Annotated in this window: 12 protein-coding genes and 1 pseudogene; 4 read left to right on the forward strand and 9 right to left on the reverse strand. The window is 71.1% G+C overall.

Annotation, left to right across the window (positions count from 1 at the left end):
• Positions 1-13: 13 nt before the first annotated feature.
• From EV284_RS05625 to EV284_RS05645, 5 genes and pseudogenes are all read right to left on the reverse strand, one after another.
• Complete coding sequence (locus tag EV284_RS05625) at positions 14-376, reverse strand: DUF6192 family protein (protein ID WP_347402171.1); 363 nt, start codon at positions 374-376, stop codon at positions 14-16.
• Between the two features lie 570 nt (positions 377-946).
• Positions 947-1,735 carry a class I SAM-dependent methyltransferase gene (locus EV284_RS05630; protein WP_130330788.1) on the reverse strand — a complete coding sequence of 263 codons (789 nt, stop codon included), beginning with the start codon at positions 1,733-1,735 and terminating at the stop codon, positions 947-949.
• A gap of 159 nt (positions 1,736-1,894) precedes the next feature.
• The gene (locus EV284_RS05635) at positions 1,895-2,371 is read right to left on the reverse strand and encodes a hypothetical protein (protein ID WP_347402172.1); all 477 of its coding nucleotides are present in this window, start codon (positions 2,369-2,371) and stop codon (positions 1,895-1,897) included.
• Positions 2,372-2,397: 26 nt separating this feature from the next.
• Positions 2,398-2,904 (reverse strand): annotated as a pseudogene (locus tag EV284_RS33160) (transposase); the annotation flags it as partial.
• 133 nt (positions 2,905-3,037) lie between these two features.
• On the reverse strand, positions 3,038-4,882 hold the full coding sequence (locus EV284_RS05645; protein WP_130330792.1) for a glycoside hydrolase family 76 protein: 1,845 nt from the start codon (positions 4,880-4,882) through the stop codon (positions 3,038-3,040).
• A 292-nt stretch (positions 4,883-5,174) separates the two neighbouring features.
• On the opposite strand from EV284_RS05645, the gene EV284_RS05650 reads away from it, so the two are divergent.
• Positions 5,175-8,456: a TIM-barrel domain-containing protein gene (locus EV284_RS05650; RefSeq protein WP_242625580.1), complete on the forward strand. Its 3,282-nt coding sequence runs from the start codon at positions 5,175-5,177 to the stop codon at positions 8,454-8,456.
• Positions 8,457-8,545: 89 nt separating this feature from the next.
• Positions 8,546-8,824: a glutaredoxin domain-containing protein gene (locus tag EV284_RS05655; RefSeq protein WP_130330796.1), complete on the forward strand. Its 279-nt coding sequence runs from the start codon at positions 8,546-8,548 to the stop codon at positions 8,822-8,824.
• On the opposite strand, the gene EV284_RS05660 is transcribed toward EV284_RS05655, so the two are convergent.
• From EV284_RS05660 to EV284_RS05675, 4 genes are all read right to left on the reverse strand, one after another.
• Positions 8,808-9,833, reverse strand: coding sequence for a LacI family DNA-binding transcriptional regulator (locus tag EV284_RS05660; protein ID WP_130330798.1), 1,026 nt, complete (start codon positions 9,831-9,833; stop codon positions 8,808-8,810). The two genes, EV284_RS05655 and EV284_RS05660, sit on opposite strands and share 17 nt — an antisense overlap.
• A 57-nt stretch (positions 9,834-9,890) precedes the next feature.
• Complete coding sequence (locus EV284_RS05665; protein WP_130330800.1) at positions 9,891-10,727, reverse strand: ATP-binding cassette domain-containing protein; 837 nt, start codon at positions 10,725-10,727, stop codon at positions 9,891-9,893.
• Positions 10,724-11,719 (reverse strand): ABC transporter permease, encoded by a 996-nt coding sequence (locus EV284_RS05670; protein ID WP_130330802.1) that lies wholly within the window; start codon positions 11,717-11,719, stop codon positions 10,724-10,726. The genes EV284_RS05665 and EV284_RS05670 overlap by 4 nt, the downstream gene beginning before the upstream one ends.
• 124 nt (positions 11,720-11,843) lie before the next feature.
• Entirely contained in the window at positions 11,844-12,866 is a 1,023-nt protein-coding gene (locus tag EV284_RS05675; RefSeq protein WP_130330804.1) for a sugar ABC transporter substrate-binding protein, read from the reverse strand.
• Here EV284_RS05675 and EV284_RS05680 point away from each other — a divergent pair.
• Both EV284_RS05680 and EV284_RS05685 read left to right on the forward strand, forming a co-directional pair.
• Positions 12,865-13,053: a hypothetical protein gene (locus tag EV284_RS05680; RefSeq protein WP_130330806.1), complete on the forward strand. Its 189-nt coding sequence runs from the start codon at positions 12,865-12,867 to the stop codon at positions 13,051-13,053. The genes EV284_RS05675 and EV284_RS05680 overlap by 2 nt on opposite strands.
• A 217-nt stretch (positions 13,054-13,270) precedes the next feature.
• Positions 13,271-15,820, forward strand: a complete 2,550-nt coding sequence (locus tag EV284_RS05685; RefSeq protein WP_130330808.1) for a GH32 C-terminal domain-containing protein — start codon at positions 13,271-13,273, stop codon at positions 15,818-15,820.
• Positions 15,821-15,848: the final 28 nt, after the last annotated feature.

The following is a 15,848-nucleotide window of genomic DNA, read 5'->3' on the forward strand; positions in this document are numbered from 1 at the left end:
AGCTGGATGGTGATCAGGGTTGCCGTCCGGTTGAGCGTCGATGGACGCCGAAGCGATCGGCAGGCGGAGGGAACGTCAGGCAGCTGTGGCGAGGGTGGTTGGGACCGCCTCGGTCCGGCGGTTTCTTCGGGTGACGCGGCGGGTCATGAGGGTCCGCGACCAGGTCCATGAACTGGGTGCTGTGCTCCATGCGGCGCAGCTGGTCCAGCTGCGGGTCGGCTTCCTCCTGCCCGTACTGGACCTGCTGGCGGAGCTGGCCGAACTGCGCCTCGTTCACGGCGTGTCTGGCGGTGCCGTCGGCCATCCGGACACCACCCCCACGAGGCTCGGGGACAACACCCTCGCGTGCCGTCAACTCGCCCTGGAAGTCCTTCACCTCGCACGATCCGACCGCCTCGCCCGACAGCGAAGGGCGTACGGCCCCGACGGCCGAAGCGGCCCCGTCTCCATCGAACGCGCAGGCTCACGCCTCGCCGGAACGTGCGCGGCGCGCGTGCCAGGACCGTTTGCGGCAGGCGGGAGAGCGGTACACCGCGGAGACTGAAGGGTCGACACCGACCGTCCACGCCACTCCGCACTGCGTACACGAGGCCGTCACGCCGGCCTTCACCGCCTCGGTCCGAGCCCTCGCCCGCCGCATCCGCCGCCAGTGCCGCGAACGGCAGGCCGCCTCGCAGAACACCGCCGTCGACCTCGCCGACGGCATCAGCCGACCACCGCACCCCCGGCAGGACGGCGGCCCGCAAGAGTCATCCGTGATCACGGTCAGCTTCAGCCGGGGCACCCCGTCCCTGCCCATGCAGCCACCGTACGCAGCGAGCACAGCCTCCGGGAGCCCCACCGCCGAAGTCTTGCTCAGCCGCGACGTGACCTGCCTACATATCCTCAATGATCTGGGCCAATGACTTCCTGAAGGTGGCCAGTTGACCACGACGTCACACAGGCCCTAGCCGGCCTGCAGGACGAAGAACAGGAAGCACAGGAAACGCGGCGTGGCCGCGATGACTTCGGGGAACAGCTCGCGGGCCGCTGGATCAGGCTCTGGCTCGCTGATGGCCATTATCCGAAAACCGGCACCGGTGAACGCCTCGATCATCGCGTGCAGCGGCCTGTGCCAGATACTCATCAGCGCGGTATGACCGCCCATGGTCCACTCTTCGGTCCAGTTGGTGGTGTCGAAATACTTGTAGTCGGCCTCGCGGCCGGCTTGGCGATGCATGAGGTTGATGGCAAAGGGATGGTCGACGGACGCGATCAGCCGACCGCCGGGCTTGAGCACGCGTCGCAGCTCGGCCAGCGCCGGCCCCCAGTCCTCCAGATAGTGCAGCACCAGGGACGCCACTACATCGTCGAACGTGTCATCGGCGTAGGGAAGCGGGCTGCCCAGGTCGGCCACCTGCAGGTCCGTACCGTCGCCGAGCCGCCGGCGGGCCAGCTCCAGCATCCCGGCACTTGCGTCGAAGCCACTCACCAAGGCACCACGATCGCGTAATGCCGCGGACAGGGGCCCGGAGCCGCAGCCGGCGTCGAGGATCCGCCGGCCAGCTACGTCTCCGGCGAGGGCCAACATCGCGGGCCGCTCGTAGTGGGCATTGATGAGGTTGGTTTCGTTTTCGGCCGTGTACGCCTCGGCGAAGCTGTTGTAGTCGTTGACCTTCGGCGGGTCCACAGTCACCGCGGACCGCGAGGTAGGCCCGGTGGAACTCGCGTGCTCGTGGTGCTCGTTGTAGATCATGGTGCGGGAGACGTGCGCTGCATCAGTGCGGTTCCGGGCCGCTCCCGATCATCCTCACACTTGAAGATCCAACGAGCCGTTCGTTCAAGGTCATGTCAGGCTCAGGAATAGGCACTGAACTTGTCCTAACGTCGTCGGACGGCGCCTCCTGCCGGTACGTCAGTCCCACGCATTGAAGAGGACTCCGCCCAACGTGGTGATGCCGTAGAAGCGGATCTCACGCCACTCGCCCTGCGTGAGCACTGAGGTGTCCACGTCGGAGAGTGGTGTGGCGAGTCGTTCGCTGCTCAGGACCGTGAAGCCCGCGTTGGCGAAGGCGTGAGCCCATGGCGGCGGCGCGAGGAAGTCCTCTTCGTACCAGTCCCGCCGTGTCTTGGCGAAGGCTATCCAGGGGTGGTGAGCGTGGCATAGGACTACGTTCTCGCCTTCGTGTCCGACGACCGTTGCGGTGTGGAAGGTACGGGGGTACGCCCGTTCCTCGACCTCACCTACTTCGCCATCAGCGACGCGAGCAGCGGCATACAGAGCGGCGCGGAACGCCTTCAGTTCATTCTCGGGAAGTGGGCCGTCCTTCGGCCGGTAGAAGCCTGTCGCCCCCCGAGGCAGCGTGAAGCCGTCGTTCCCCTCGTTGACCATGCCGCTCATTCTGCCTGGTACTCGCCGAAGACGAACTCGCCGCCGTGCTTGGACGGTCGGCCACCCTTGGGGTTGGCCAGGTGGAACTCTTCGCGGGAGGGTGTCGGACGCCGCATCACGCGATCGGACCGGAGTCGGCCGAGGCTGTCTCCGGCATCCAGCACGACCAGGACTCCGGGTCGCCCGGCTTCCACTGGCCGGCGGCAACCAGTCGCTCGACGACCTCACGGATCTGCATGGTGGTCACCGCGGCGACATCGGCGGGCTGAAGGCGGACCGCGTCCAGCACCGCCGTCCAGCACCGCCGTCCAGGACGTGCGGCCGGTCTCCAGCGCGGCCACAACCGAGTATGGCCAGCCGGGCACCATCTGATGCTTGCCCTCACACCGCCCGAAGGTGTGGCAAAAGGCCTGGTCAGCAGATGTGTTGGCGTCCGGTCGCAGCCGCGGCGAGACACCCACCGCGAGCGCGAGCCGACCGTCCGCCGCCCGCGGCAACGACACCCCGGCCAGGGCTCGGCGCAGCTGATCCACCCGATGGCTGAGCACAGGATCAAACGGAGGCCGCCTACATGTCCGCTGAACTGCGAAAGCACTGATCAAGTTCGAGCCGCGTTCGACGCCAACCGTTGAATGACAAGCTGAACGCCCCTTCGGCCCACAGCACTCACCCAGCCGCGGTCAGCGCCGCCAGCGCGCTCGCCTGGGTCCGCCAGTCCAGCTGGTTCGGACTCCCGCCGGCCCAGCGCTGGCCGAGCCGGTTCAGCGGGTCCCGGTCCTTCGCCCACACCGAGTCGGCCTGCCGCGCCAGATACGCGCGGTAGGCCGACGAGCCGGTGGCGGACGCCAGGTCCGCCAGATGCCGGACGAACACGCCCTTGAACTGCTTCTGGTTGTCGTCGCAACTCGCGCCGCCCACGTCGCACGACTCGGTCAGCACCCCGTCACGCGTCAGCGCGGGGGAGGACAGCGCCGCGTCCGCCAGCCGCTTCGCGGCGTCGAGATAACGGCTGCTCCCGGTCGAGCGCCACAGCTCGGTGAAGCCGCCGATCGCCAGCCCCTGGTTGTAACTCCACACCGTCTGGCCGTTGTTGGCGCACCCCGAGGTGAGCCCGTCGTTCACCAGCCCAGAGCTGTTGATCAGCCCGCTGCCCAGGTACCAGTCGCCGGCCGTCACCGCCCGCGCTCCCCACACCGTGTCACCGGTCAGCCGCTGGTGCAGCGCGGAGGCCAGCCACAGATACAGGCCGCTGGTCACCGCGTTCTTGTACGTGCGCTCCCGGTTCCACCAGACCCCGCCCCCGCAGGTGTTCGTGTCCCAGAACCCCCGCACGTAGTCGGTGATGGTCACCGCCTCGTCCAGATACCGCCGTTCGTGCGTGAGGTCGTACGCCGCCACCCACGCGACCCCCCACCACGCCGCGTCGTCCACGGCCCGGCTGATGAAGTGCCCCTCCACCGGGTCCGAGGAGCGTCCACCCGCCGGGAAGACCCCCTTGTTCTGCTCGAAGGTCCGCGCCACCGCCCAGTCGTAGTCGTGCGTCCCGGTGGCCCGCGCGAAGTCGGCGACCGAGGTCAGCGCCACCGCCGAGTTCCACCAACTGCTGCGCCACCAACCCTCGTTGGTCTGGTACGACGCCATCAGGGCGTCCGCCGCGCCCCGCGCCCGGGTCGGCGCCGGGCGCGCCCAGGCGGTGCAGCTCCCGTCCTGGTGCGCGGACTCGCGGCCGCAGGCGCGCACGGCACCGCCGTACAGCAGCCCGCGCGGGTCCCGGGTGGCGAACATCGCCGTGCGGGTCGAGGACGCGCCGGAGGGCACGCCGGTCCGGCCCAGCGAGGAGCCCTCCGGCCAGCTCGCGCCCTCGTCCCATGAGCGGTCCAGCCAGATCTCGTCACCCGCGCCGCCGTTCTCCACCACGCCCCAGGCCAGCCCACCGGCCTGGTCCATGTGCAGGCTGATGGTGCGTCCGTACAGGGTGGTCGCGGGTACCGGACGCTCGTCGCGGGCCGCCGTGGCGGGATCGGCGCCGTCGCAGGAGGTGCCGTCGCACACCCGGGGGCGGAACCAGTCCGTGCAGGTCACCCCGGCCGCGTCCGCGCAGGCCCGGACCCAGCCGCGCCGGTGGCCGACCGGATCGGTGACGTTGTACATCAGCGTCCGGGTGCCGGTCCACGAGGAGGGGATGCTCGCCTTCCCCAGCAGCCCGTCCCAGCTCGCGCCCCGGTCCCAGGAGCGGTCCAGCCACACCGCGTCACCCGGCTTGCCCTGGTCGACACTGGCCCAGACCATGCTGTCGGGCTCGGAGACATGCAGCCTCAGCAGGCGGCCGTTGACCGCCCGGTCCGGCACCGGGAACGACTCCTGGCGTGCCTGGGAGGGATCGAGGGTGTCGCAGGAGAGCGCGCACACGGCCGACGCGGCGTGGGCGGGGGAGGGGAGCGTGAGCACTCCGCCGAGCGCCAGGGCGAGGGCCAGCAGTGCGCCGAGGAAGCGGGGTCTGCGAACCGGCATGGCGAGTCCTCCAACGTTGAACAGGCCCGGTCAGTTGCACGACAGCACCGCGGGGGTGGGCTGTACAGCACCAAAAGCAGCCACAGACGGAACCGGAGGGAACACGCGTCGCGCACGCTTCACGCCAACTACTCTGACAACGCTGTCCGTTCCGGATCTGGACACCGCAAAGCGGAGCATGTTCTCATGCCGGGGAGCCGTGTTTACAACGTTGTATCGCATCTGCGCTGCACCCGTCGTCTCCGCATGTCCGTCGTGCTCGCGAGAGCGCCACCGCCCCCTGGAGCGTGCCGTGCGACCACCCTTCCCCCGTACCCTCCGCCCGCCGCGCGGGCCGGTCATCGCCCTCGTCCTCGCCTGCGCGGGCGTCGCCCTCGCCCCCGTCGGCGCCGACGCCGCCACTCCGGCGGCCAAGGCCCGCTCGGCCACCGTGACCGTGCCGGGCGCCCGGTTCCAGGTGCTGTCCCCGACCCTGATCCGTACCGAGTACGCCGGGGACGACAAGTTCGAGGACAGTGCCACCTTCAACGCCGTCGGCCGGAGCGCCTTCACGCCGCCCGCCTACACCTCCTCCGTCAAGGACGGCGTCCTCACCGTCACCACCAGCGCCCTGACCCTGCGCTACAAGGTGGGCTCCGGTCCCTTCACCGCCGACAACCTGACCGTGCGCCTCAAGGCCGGGCAGAAGCAGGTGCAGGCGAGCCCCTGGCAGCGCCCCGACTGCGCGGTGGGCACCCTGTGCGAGGCCGAGGGCCAGCTCCACGACGGCCCCGGCGTCGCCACCGACCACACCGGGTACAGCGGCAAGGGCTTCCTCGCGGGCTTCGAGGTCGCGAACAACTCCCTGACCACGGAGATGCGTTCACCCGAGGCCGGCACCTACGAGTACGCCGTCCGCTACGCCAACGCGGTCGGCTCGGACGGCCGCAGCGAGACCCGCACCCTCAGCCTCGCCGTGGACGGCGGCGCGAACAGGACGTTCAGCCTCCCGGCCACCGCCGACTGGAACACCTGGAGTGTGGCACGACTGCCCCTGACGCTGGGCGCCGGCACCCACACCGTACGGCTCCAGCGCACCGCCGCCGACTCCGGCAGCGTCAACATCGACAGCGCGGCCCTGGTGAAGCCGGGCGCCGACTACCCGGCACGCGACCGCACAGCCGTCCCCGCCTGCGCGTTCGGCACGAGCTGCGAGGCCGAGGACGGCCTCCTCGCGGGCTCCGCGATCATCGCCACGGACCACCGGGGAAGCTCCGGCGACGGCTTCGCCGCCGAGCTGAACAAGGACGCCTCCCTCACCCGCCGCGTGGTCGACGTCCCCCGCGACGGCACCTACCGCCTCCACCTGCGCTACGCCAACGGCACCGGCGGCGACGGCCGCCATGAGAAGCGCACCGTGGAGGTGCGCCCCGGCACCGGCACCCCCGCGACCCTCACCCTCGACCCCACCGACAACTGGGACACCTGGCAGACCGCCGCCACCACGGTGGAGCTGAAGGCCGGCGCCAACGACGTCACCCTCGCCTGCCCCGACGCGACGAGCTGCCACGTCAACGTCGACACCCTCGGCGTCACCGCCACCGCCGACCCCGCCCCCGAGCCGCACCTCGCCCTCGGCGGCTACCGCCGCAGCCTCGACGGACTCGACGGGGACCGCGACCCCAGCCCCCGCACCACCCCCGGCCTGCTGCACCGCGACGGCTGGCACCTGCTGGACGACACGCCCTCCGCCGTCTACGACGCCCACACCGGCAAGGCCACCCCGCGCGCCGGACACGCCGGGAAGCCCTACCAGGACGGCTACCTCTTCGGCTTCGGCCACGACTACAAGCAGGGCCTCGCCGACCTCGCCACCCTGACCGGCCCGCCCGCGCTGCTGCCCCGCTGGGCCTACGGCGTCTGGTACTCCGAGTACATCGACCGCACCGCCAAGGACTACCAGGACACCCTCCTGCCCGCCTTCCGCGCGGCCGGCGTGCCGCTGGACGTGCTCGTCACCGACACCGACTTCAAGGCGCCCAACACCTGGAGCGGCTGGAACTTCGACCCCGCCAAGTACCCCGACCCCAAGGGCTTCTTCGACTGGTCGACCGCGCAGGGCCTGCACAACACCCTGAACGTGCACCCCAGCATCCTGGAGTCCGACCCGCAGTACGCGGCGGCCCAGCAGACCGCCAAGGGCAAGCTGAGCAAGGGCGGCTGCGCGGGCTCGGCCGGATCGGAGTGCCGTACCTTCGACTTCGGCGACCCCGACCAGCTGCGGGCCTACCTCGATCTGCACCGGCCCTTCGACCGCGCCGGCAACGACTTCTGGTGGCTGGACTGGTGCTGCGACGCCTCCCGCTCCTCGCAGCCCGGTGTCACCCCGGACGCCTGGATCAACCAGAAGTACGCCGGCCTGACCGCCGAGACCGCCGAGCGGGCCTTCGTCCTCTCCCGCGCCTACGGCTCCCTCCAGGCGGGTGGCTACAGCGGTGGGGTCGGCCTGCCCACCGGCCCGTGGGCCGACAAGCGCAGCACGCTCCACTTCTCCGGCGACACCGCCTCCACCTGGGGCACCCTGAGCGCCGAGGTCGGCTACACACCGGGCGAGTCCGCCGCCACCGGCATGGCCGCCATCAGCCACGACATCGGCGGCCACAACGACGGCCACGGCATCCCCGGCGCCGAGACCTACACCACCGACGACGGCCGCACCCACCGCACCACCAAGCTGCCCGACGACCTGTACGCCCGCTGGGTCCAGTTCGGCACCTTCCAGCCCATCGACCGCCTGCACAGCAACCACAGCGACCGGCTGCCCTGGCAGTACGGTGACGCGGCCCGCGACTCCGCCGCCAAGTTCCTCCGGCTGCGCGAGTCCCTCGTCCCGTACACGTACACCCTCGCCCAGCAGGCCGCCACCACCGGCGTACCGATCGTCCGTCCGCTGTACCTGGACCACCCCGAGGACGAGGCCGCCTACACCAGGGCCGGCAGCGAGTACCTGTACGGGCCCGACATGCTGGTGGCCCCCGTCACCACGCCCGGGACCAGCACCACCACCTCCGTGTGGTTCCCCGAGGGCACCTGGACCGACTACTTCACCGGCCGCAGCTACACCGCGGGCACCGGCGGCACCTCGTACGACGTGCCGACCACCCTGGACACCATGCCGGTGTTCGTCCGCGCCGGCGGCATCGTCGCCACCCGCGCCGGCGACGCCGCCCACGACTCCGGCACCCCGCTGGACCGCGTCGGTGTCACCGTCGCCACCGGGGCGCCGGGCGCCTTCACCCTCTACGAGGACGACGGCGTCAGCACCCCCGCCCGCCACCGCTCGGCCACGACCCGCATCAGCTACACCGGGCACACCCTGCGCATCGCCCCCACCCAGGGCACCTACAAGGGCCTTCCGGGCCGCCGCACCTGGACGGTCACCTTCCAGGGCCTCACGAAGCCTCCGGCCCGCGTCACCTCCAACGGCACCGCACTCGCCCCCTCCGCCTGGCAGTGGGACACCGAGACCCGCACCCTGAAGATCACCACCCCGAGGACCAGCGTCCGTCAGCCGGTGACCGTCGGCTTCAACTAGCCCCATCCGCAAGGCAGGAGGGCCCGCGCGACGTCCGCGCGGGCCCTCCACTACGCTCGGACCGAACGACACCGACCGAGGGGGAGACCGTGACCGACTACCGGGACGGCGTGGTCGTCTACTGGCGGCCGCTGTGCCCGTTCTGCATCAGGCTCCGGCTCCTGCTGCGGCTCACCCGGCTCCCGCGCACCGAGGTCAACATCTGGCGCGACCCCGACGCGGCCGGTTACGTCCGCATGGTGGCCGACGGCAACGAGACCGTCCCGACCGTCACCGTGGCGGGCAACGCGATGGTCAACCCGTCGATGAGGCAGATACGCGAGGCCGTACGCCGGCACGCGCCGCATCTGCTCAAGCCGGCGCGCTGACCCGCTGCTCGCCCGACCCCCGCACGATCAGCCGGGTCGGCACCGTGACCGTACGGGCGCGGGAGCGGTCACCGTCGAGGCGGGCGAGGGCCGTGGCGGCCGCCGTGCGGCCGATCTCCTCCGGGTTCTGCGCCACCACCGTCAGCGCGGGCTCCAGCGCCTCGGCGAGTGCCACGTCGTCGAAGGCGACCACCGCCACGTCCTTGCGCCCGCCGCGGGCCAGCTCCGCGACCACGCCGAGGGCCACGATGTTGTTGCCCGCGAACAGCGCGGTCGGCGGATCGGGAAGGGCCAGCAGCCGGGCCGTCGCCACGCCCGCGTCGTGCTGGTCGTGGGCGCTGGCGATCAGCAGCCGGTCGTCGGGCAGCCCCGCGTCCCGCAGCGCCTCCCGGTAGCCGGCCAGCCGCTCCCGCCGGGTGTAGAGCCGCCTCGGCAGGTCACCGACGAACCCGATCCGGCGGTGCCCGTACCCCACCAGATGCGTCACCCCGGCGCGGGCGCCCTCGCGGTTGGAGCTGACCACGCAGTCCGTCGCGAGCCCCGCCCCCGGCCGGTCCACGAACACCACCGGCAGCCCCACGGCCCGGTGCTGCCGCAGATGGGCATGGTCGGCGCCCACCGACGGCACCACCATCAGGATGCTGACCCGGCGCGCCAGGAACTTGTCCGTCAGCGCCCGCTCCCGGTCCGGATCGTCGGCCGAGGACCCCATCAGCAGCGTCAGCCCCCGCTCGCGCACCCGGTCCTCGATGCTGCCCGCCACCGCCCCGAAGAACGGGTTGCCGAGGTCCGGCACGACCAGCCCGATCGTGGTGTCTGGGCCGCCCACCCGGATGTTGCGCGCCATCAGGTTCGGCTGGAACCCCAGCCGCGCCACGGCCGCGAGTACCTGTTCCCGGGTGCGCGCCGAGGCGGGACCGTCCTCGTTGAGGACACGGGAGACCGTCTTGGCGCTCACCCCGACCTCGCGGGCGACATCGGCCAGGGTGGGTCGGCGGTTCGCGGCCATGCGGGACACGTCTCCTGTGCTGGTCGGCTCCGGCCGGGAACCCCCGGGCCGTGGAAGTCAGGTGGCCTGGACCCCGGCGGCCTTCGCGGCCTCGGAGTCCGCGACGACCGTACCTCCGCTCCCGTCCACCGTGAGCGCCCCGGTCATGATGGCGACCACCTCGGCCATCGAGTACTCCGACGGTTTGATCACCGCCGCCCGGCGCCCCAGCCGGTGCACATGGACACGGTCCGCGATCTCGAAGACGTGCGGCATGTTGTGACTGATCAGCACCACCGGCAGCCCTCTGTCCCGCACCCGCCGGATGAGGTCGAGCACCTGGCCGGACTCCTTCACACCGAGCGCGGCCGTCGGCTCGTCCATCACCACGACGCTGCGCGCCCAGGCCACCGACCGCGCCACGGCGACCGCCTGCCGCTGCCCGCCGGAGAGCGTCTCCACGGCCTGGGTGAGCGAGCGCAGGCCGATCTTGAGATCGGCCATGTGCTCGGCGGCCTCCTGCCGCATCCGCTTCTTGTCCAGCATCCGGAAGACACTGCCCAGCACACCGGGGCGGCGCAGTTCCCGGCCCAGGAACATGTTGGACGCGATGTCCATCGAGGCGGCGACCGCGAGGTCCTGGTGGACCGTCTCGATGCCGTGCGCGCGGGCGCTCTGCGGCCCGCTGAACCGGATCGGCTCGCCGTTCAGCCGGATCTCGCCCGCGTCCGGCACGAGAGCCCCGGTCAGCGCCTTGATGAGGCTGGTCTTGCCGGCTCCGTTGTCCCCGATCACCGCCAGCACCTCACCGGGCAGCAGATCGAAGTCGGCGCCGTCGATGGCGGTCACCTGGCCGTAGCGCTTGACCAGACCGCGGGCCTGGAGGACGGGCGTGGGGGAGTCGGCGGCGGTCATCGGGCCCTCTTCCGGGAGATCTGGTCGACGGTCACCGCGAGGATCACCAGGACCCCGGTGATCAGCGTCTGGTAGATGGACGCGACCCCCATCAACTGGAGGCCGTTGCGGAACACACCGACGATCAGCACACCGATGAACGTGCCCAGCACCGAACCGCGCCCGCCGAACAGGGAGGTCCCGCCGATGACCACGGCCGTGATGCTGTCGAGGTTGTCCGTCTGACCCGCCTGCGGATCACCCACGCCGGTACGGGAGACGAGCAGCAGCGCGGCCACCCCGTAGAGCAGCCCGGCGACCGTGTACACCCCGATGGTGAGCCGGGAGGTGCGGACGCCGTTCAGCCGGGCCGCCTCCACGCTGTTGCCGAGCGCGTACACGTGCCGGCCCCAGCCGGTGCCGCTCAGCGCGTAGGCGAACAGCAGGAACAGGGCGATGGTGACCAGCGATCCGTACGTGATGTCGGTGTGGCCGAGCGGGAAGGTGCCGCCCAGCGCGGTCAGCGGGCCGGGCAGCTCGGTGACCGTCTGCTCCTCGGAGTAGATGTGGGTCAGCGCGAACGCCACGTTCAGCATGCCGAGGGTGACGATGAACGGCGGCAGCGGGACCTTCTCCGTCAACACCCCGTTCAGCAGCCCGAATCCGGCGCACACCAGCAGCCCCAGACCGATGGCGAGCAGCGGCGGCAGTGAGCCCTCGGCCGCCATCCGCGCCATCATGATGCTGCCGAACGCCATCACCGCCCCGCAGGACAGGTCGATCCCGGCCGTCAGGATGATCAGGGTCTGCCCGATGGCGAGCGTGCCCACGACCATGACCTGCTGCACGATCAGGGAGAAGTTGCCGCCGGTCAGGAACTGGTCGGTGGAGAAGGAGAAGAAGACGCAGGCGATCAGGAGGGCGGCCAGGGGACCGGTGGTGGGAGCCGTGAGCAGTCGGCGCGCCGTGCTCGGCGCCGTGAGCCCGGCGTACGGCGTGGTCGTGGCGGTCATACGACGTCCTTGTCGAAAAGGGCTTGCCGGCAGTCGAGTTGTCCGCAGGAAGGCGGGAGAGCGGGGGCGGCCGGCCCGGCGGGGGAGTGGCCGGGCCGGCCGCCCGGTCGAGGGGACCGGAGCCTCAGCCCCAGCAGTTGTCCAGGCCGTACGCGGTGTCCTTCGCGTCCACCCCGGACTGTGCCTTGTCGGTGATCAGAGTGACGCCGGTGTCGGTGTAACCGGACGCCTTCTTCCCGTCCTTGGCGTAGGACACCACCGCCTTCACGCCCTCGGCGGCCATCTTGAGCGGGTACTGCTGCGCGGTCGCCGCGATCTTGCCGTCCTTGACCGCCTTGGTGCCGGTGCAGCCGCCGTCCACGGAGACGATCAGTACGTCCTTCTCCCTGCCCTTGGCCTTCAGCGCGGTGTAAGCACCCAGTGCGGCAGGCTCGTTGATCGTGTAGACCACGTTGATGCCCGGCTCCTTCTGGAGACAGTTCTCCATCGCCGTCTGTCCCTTGGCCTGGTCACCGGCGGTGTCCTGGGAGCAGACCACGGACGGGTCCTTGGCGCCGACCCCGAAGCCCTTGAGGAACCCGTCGTGCCGCTGCACCCCCACCGAGACGCCCGGCGCCAGATCGAGCGTGGCGATCTTCGCCTTCTCGCCCTTCATCGCGGCCTTGGCGTACGCGCCGATCAGCTCGCCCGCCTTGAGGTTGTCCGTGGCGAACAGCGCGTCCACCGCGCTCTGCGGCTCGGTCGGCGTGTCCAGCGCGATCACCAGGACGCCCTTGGCGCGGGCCTTCGCCAGGGCGGGCACGATCGCCTTGGAGTCGCTCGGCGTGATCAGGATGCCCTTCACCCCGGACGCCACCATGTTCTCGATGGCCGTGACCTGACCGGCGTTGTCCCCGTCGAACTTGCCCGCCGCGGTGAGGAGCTGGGCGCCGTTCTCCTTGGCCGACCGCTCCGCGCCCTCCTTCATCTTCACGAAGAACGGGTTGGTGTCGGTCTTGGTGATCAGCCCGACCTTGACGCCGCCCGAACCCGGCTTGGCCGACCCCGCTCCGGAGCCTGAGCCGCACGCCGTGACGGCCAGGGCCAGGGCGCCCGTACACGCGGCGACTCTCAGCAGGGACAGGTGCGGGCGAGGATAGCGAGACATGAACGACTCCTGCGGGATTGCGAGCGGCGCGGCCGGCATCGGAGCATGCCGTCCCGAGGTGTCATCGTTGACTTATGTCATCGTTGACACGGCATGGCGAGGACTATGGACGGACCCTCAGGGCGCCGTCAATGCCCTGGACCTGTCACAAATCGGCAACGCCGGCGGCTTCTGCCGTACGCCGTGAACCGGCCAACCAGCGCCCGCGCGCGAACCGTTGACGCGCCCCGGTCCCTGCCGCATCATCGACCCACCCGCTCGCTGTCATCGATGACATGAGTCAACGATGACATCCTCGCCGACGCCGGGGACGACGGCACCGGCGGCCTGCCCACCTCCTCCCGGACCCGTGCGCCCCGCGCACCACGCTCCGCCGCGGGGCCGACCGCAGCACAGGAGATGTCATGAGCTCCGTACCCGGAGCGCGGCACGCCCGCGCCTGGCTGATCGCGGCGGCACTGTCCGCCTGCGCCCTGGCGGCCGCCTCGCTCACCCCGCCGGCGGCCGCCGCCGACGCACCGCCCTACACCGAGACCTACCGCCCCCAGTTCCACTTCACCCCCGAGAAGAACTGGATGAACGACCCCAACGGCCTCGTCTACTACCAGGGCGAATACCACCTCTTCTACCAGTACAACCCAGGTGGCAACTCCTGGGGCGACATGTCCTGGGGCCACGCGGTGAGCACCGACCTCGTGCACTGGAAGCAGCTTCCGCTCGCGCTGTCCCACGACGACAAGGAGATGGTGTTCTCCGGCAGCGCGGTGATCGACCGGAACAACACCAGCGGCTTCGGCACCCCGGGCAACCCCCCGATGGTCGCCGTCTACACCAGCGCCTACAAGAACGGCGGCAAGCAGGCCCAGTCCCTCGCCTACAGCACCGACCGCGGCCGTACCTGGACCAAGTACCAGGGCAACCCCGTACTGGACATCGGCTCCACCGAGTTCCGCGACCCCAAGGTCCAGTGGTACGCCCCGACCAAGAGCTGGCTGATGACGGTCGCGCTGCCCACCGAGCGCAAGGTCCGCTTCTACACCTCCCGGAACCTCAAGGACTGGACGCTGCTGAGCGACTTCGGCCCGGCGGGCGCGACCGGCGGCGTCTGGGAGTGCCCGGACCTCTTCCCCCTCGCCGTCGACGGCAACCCGCGCCAGATCAAGTGGGTCCTGGTCACCAACGTCAACCCCGGTGCGGTCGCGGGCGGTTCGGGCACCCAGTACTTCACCGGCGACTTCGACGGCACCCGGTTCACCCCCGACGACGACGGCAGCTACACCCCGCCGGCCGGAACCACGGTCCAGGACTTCGAGGCGGCCGGCTTCGGCGACTGGACGGCCACCGGCACGGCCTTCGGCGGGGGACCGGCGTCCGGCGCGGTGGACGGCCAGCAGACGGTCACCGGGTTCGACGGCACGGGACTCGCCAACAGCTTCCACGGCGGCGACCCGAGCACCGGCACCCTCACCTCACCCGGCTTCACCGTGCGCACGCCGTACCTCAACTTCAAGGTCGGCGGCGGCCGCCACCCGCACGAACCCGGCACCGCCGTGGACCGCGGCCCCACCCCCGAGGGCACCGTCCTCGCCGACTTCGAGGGCGGCACGTACGGCGACTGGACCGCCACCGGCGACGCCTTCGGCACCGCGCCGGCCACCGGCACCCTCCCCGATCAGCAGCAGGTCTCCGGCTGGCTGGGCGGCGGCCTGGTCAACACCTACCGCGGCGGGGACACCGCCACCGGCACGCTCACCTCACCCGAGTTCACCCTCGACAAGGACTACCTGGACTTCCTCGTCGGCGGCGGCAGCCACCCCGCCGCGTCCCCCGACCGCACCGCCGTCGAACTCGTCGTGGACGGCCGTACGGTACGCACCACCACCGGCCGTGACGCCGAGGCGCTCGACTGGTCCTCCTGGGACGTCCGCGACCTCAGAGGCGAACGGGCCCGCATCCGGATCGTGGACGACAACACCGGCCGCTGGGGCCACCTCAACGTCGACCACCTGGTCCTCTCCGACACCCGCGCCGAGCCCCTCACCCAGGAGACGGCCGTCGACCTGGTCGTCGACGGCCAGACCGTCCGCAGCGTCACCGGCCCCGACAGCGAGGCGATGGACTGGGCCTCCTTCGACCTGCGCCCCTACCAGGGCCGCACCGCACGCGTCCAGCTGGTCGACCGCAACACCGGGGGCTGGGGGCACATCATGGCCGACAGCTTCACGGAGGCCCAGGCACCCGCCCGCTCCGCCGTGGACCGCGCCTCATGGGTCGACTACGGCAAGGACCACTACGCGGCCGTGACCTGGAACGACGCCCCTGACGGCCAGCGGTACATGATCGCCTGGATGGCCGGCCTCGACTACGCCGGCGCCACCCCCACCACCCCCTGGCGCAGCGCCCAGACGGTCCCCCGCCGTCTGACGCTCCGCACCGTCGACGGCCGCGTCCGCCTGACGAGCGAGCCGGTGCCGGCGCTCTCCACCCTGTGGCGCCGGCCCACCACGACGACGGGCCTCACCCTCGCCGGCACCTCCCGCCCGCTCCCTGCCAAGGGCGACGCCCTCGACATCGAGGCCACCTTCTCCGTCCGCGACGCCGCCCGCTTCGGCCTCAAGGTCCGCACGGGAAGCGGGGGCGAGGAGACCGTCGTCGGCTACGACCGCACGACCGGCGAGATGTACGTCGACCGCACCCACTCCGGGGTGACGGACTTCAGCCCGTCGTTCCCCGGAGTGCAGCGGGCCCCGCTCAAGCCGCACGACGGCAAGATCCGGCTCCGGGTACTCGTCGACTGGTCCTCGGTCGAGGTGTACGGGGGCGACGGCGAGGCGACCATCACCGACCTGGTGTTCCCCGACCCCGCCTCCGACGGGGTGCGGGCGTTCGCCGAGGAGGGCTCGGTGCGGCTGGACCGGGTCACGGTGCGACAGATGGCCCCCTACCGGCAGTGAAGCTGCGGCCGGGCACCCCGCGCTGTCC

The sequence above is a fragment of the Streptomyces sp. BK022 genome (assembly GCF_004217355.1).
Taxonomy (GTDB): Bacteria; Actinomycetota; Actinomycetes; order Streptomycetales; family Streptomycetaceae; genus Streptomyces; species Streptomyces griseoluteus.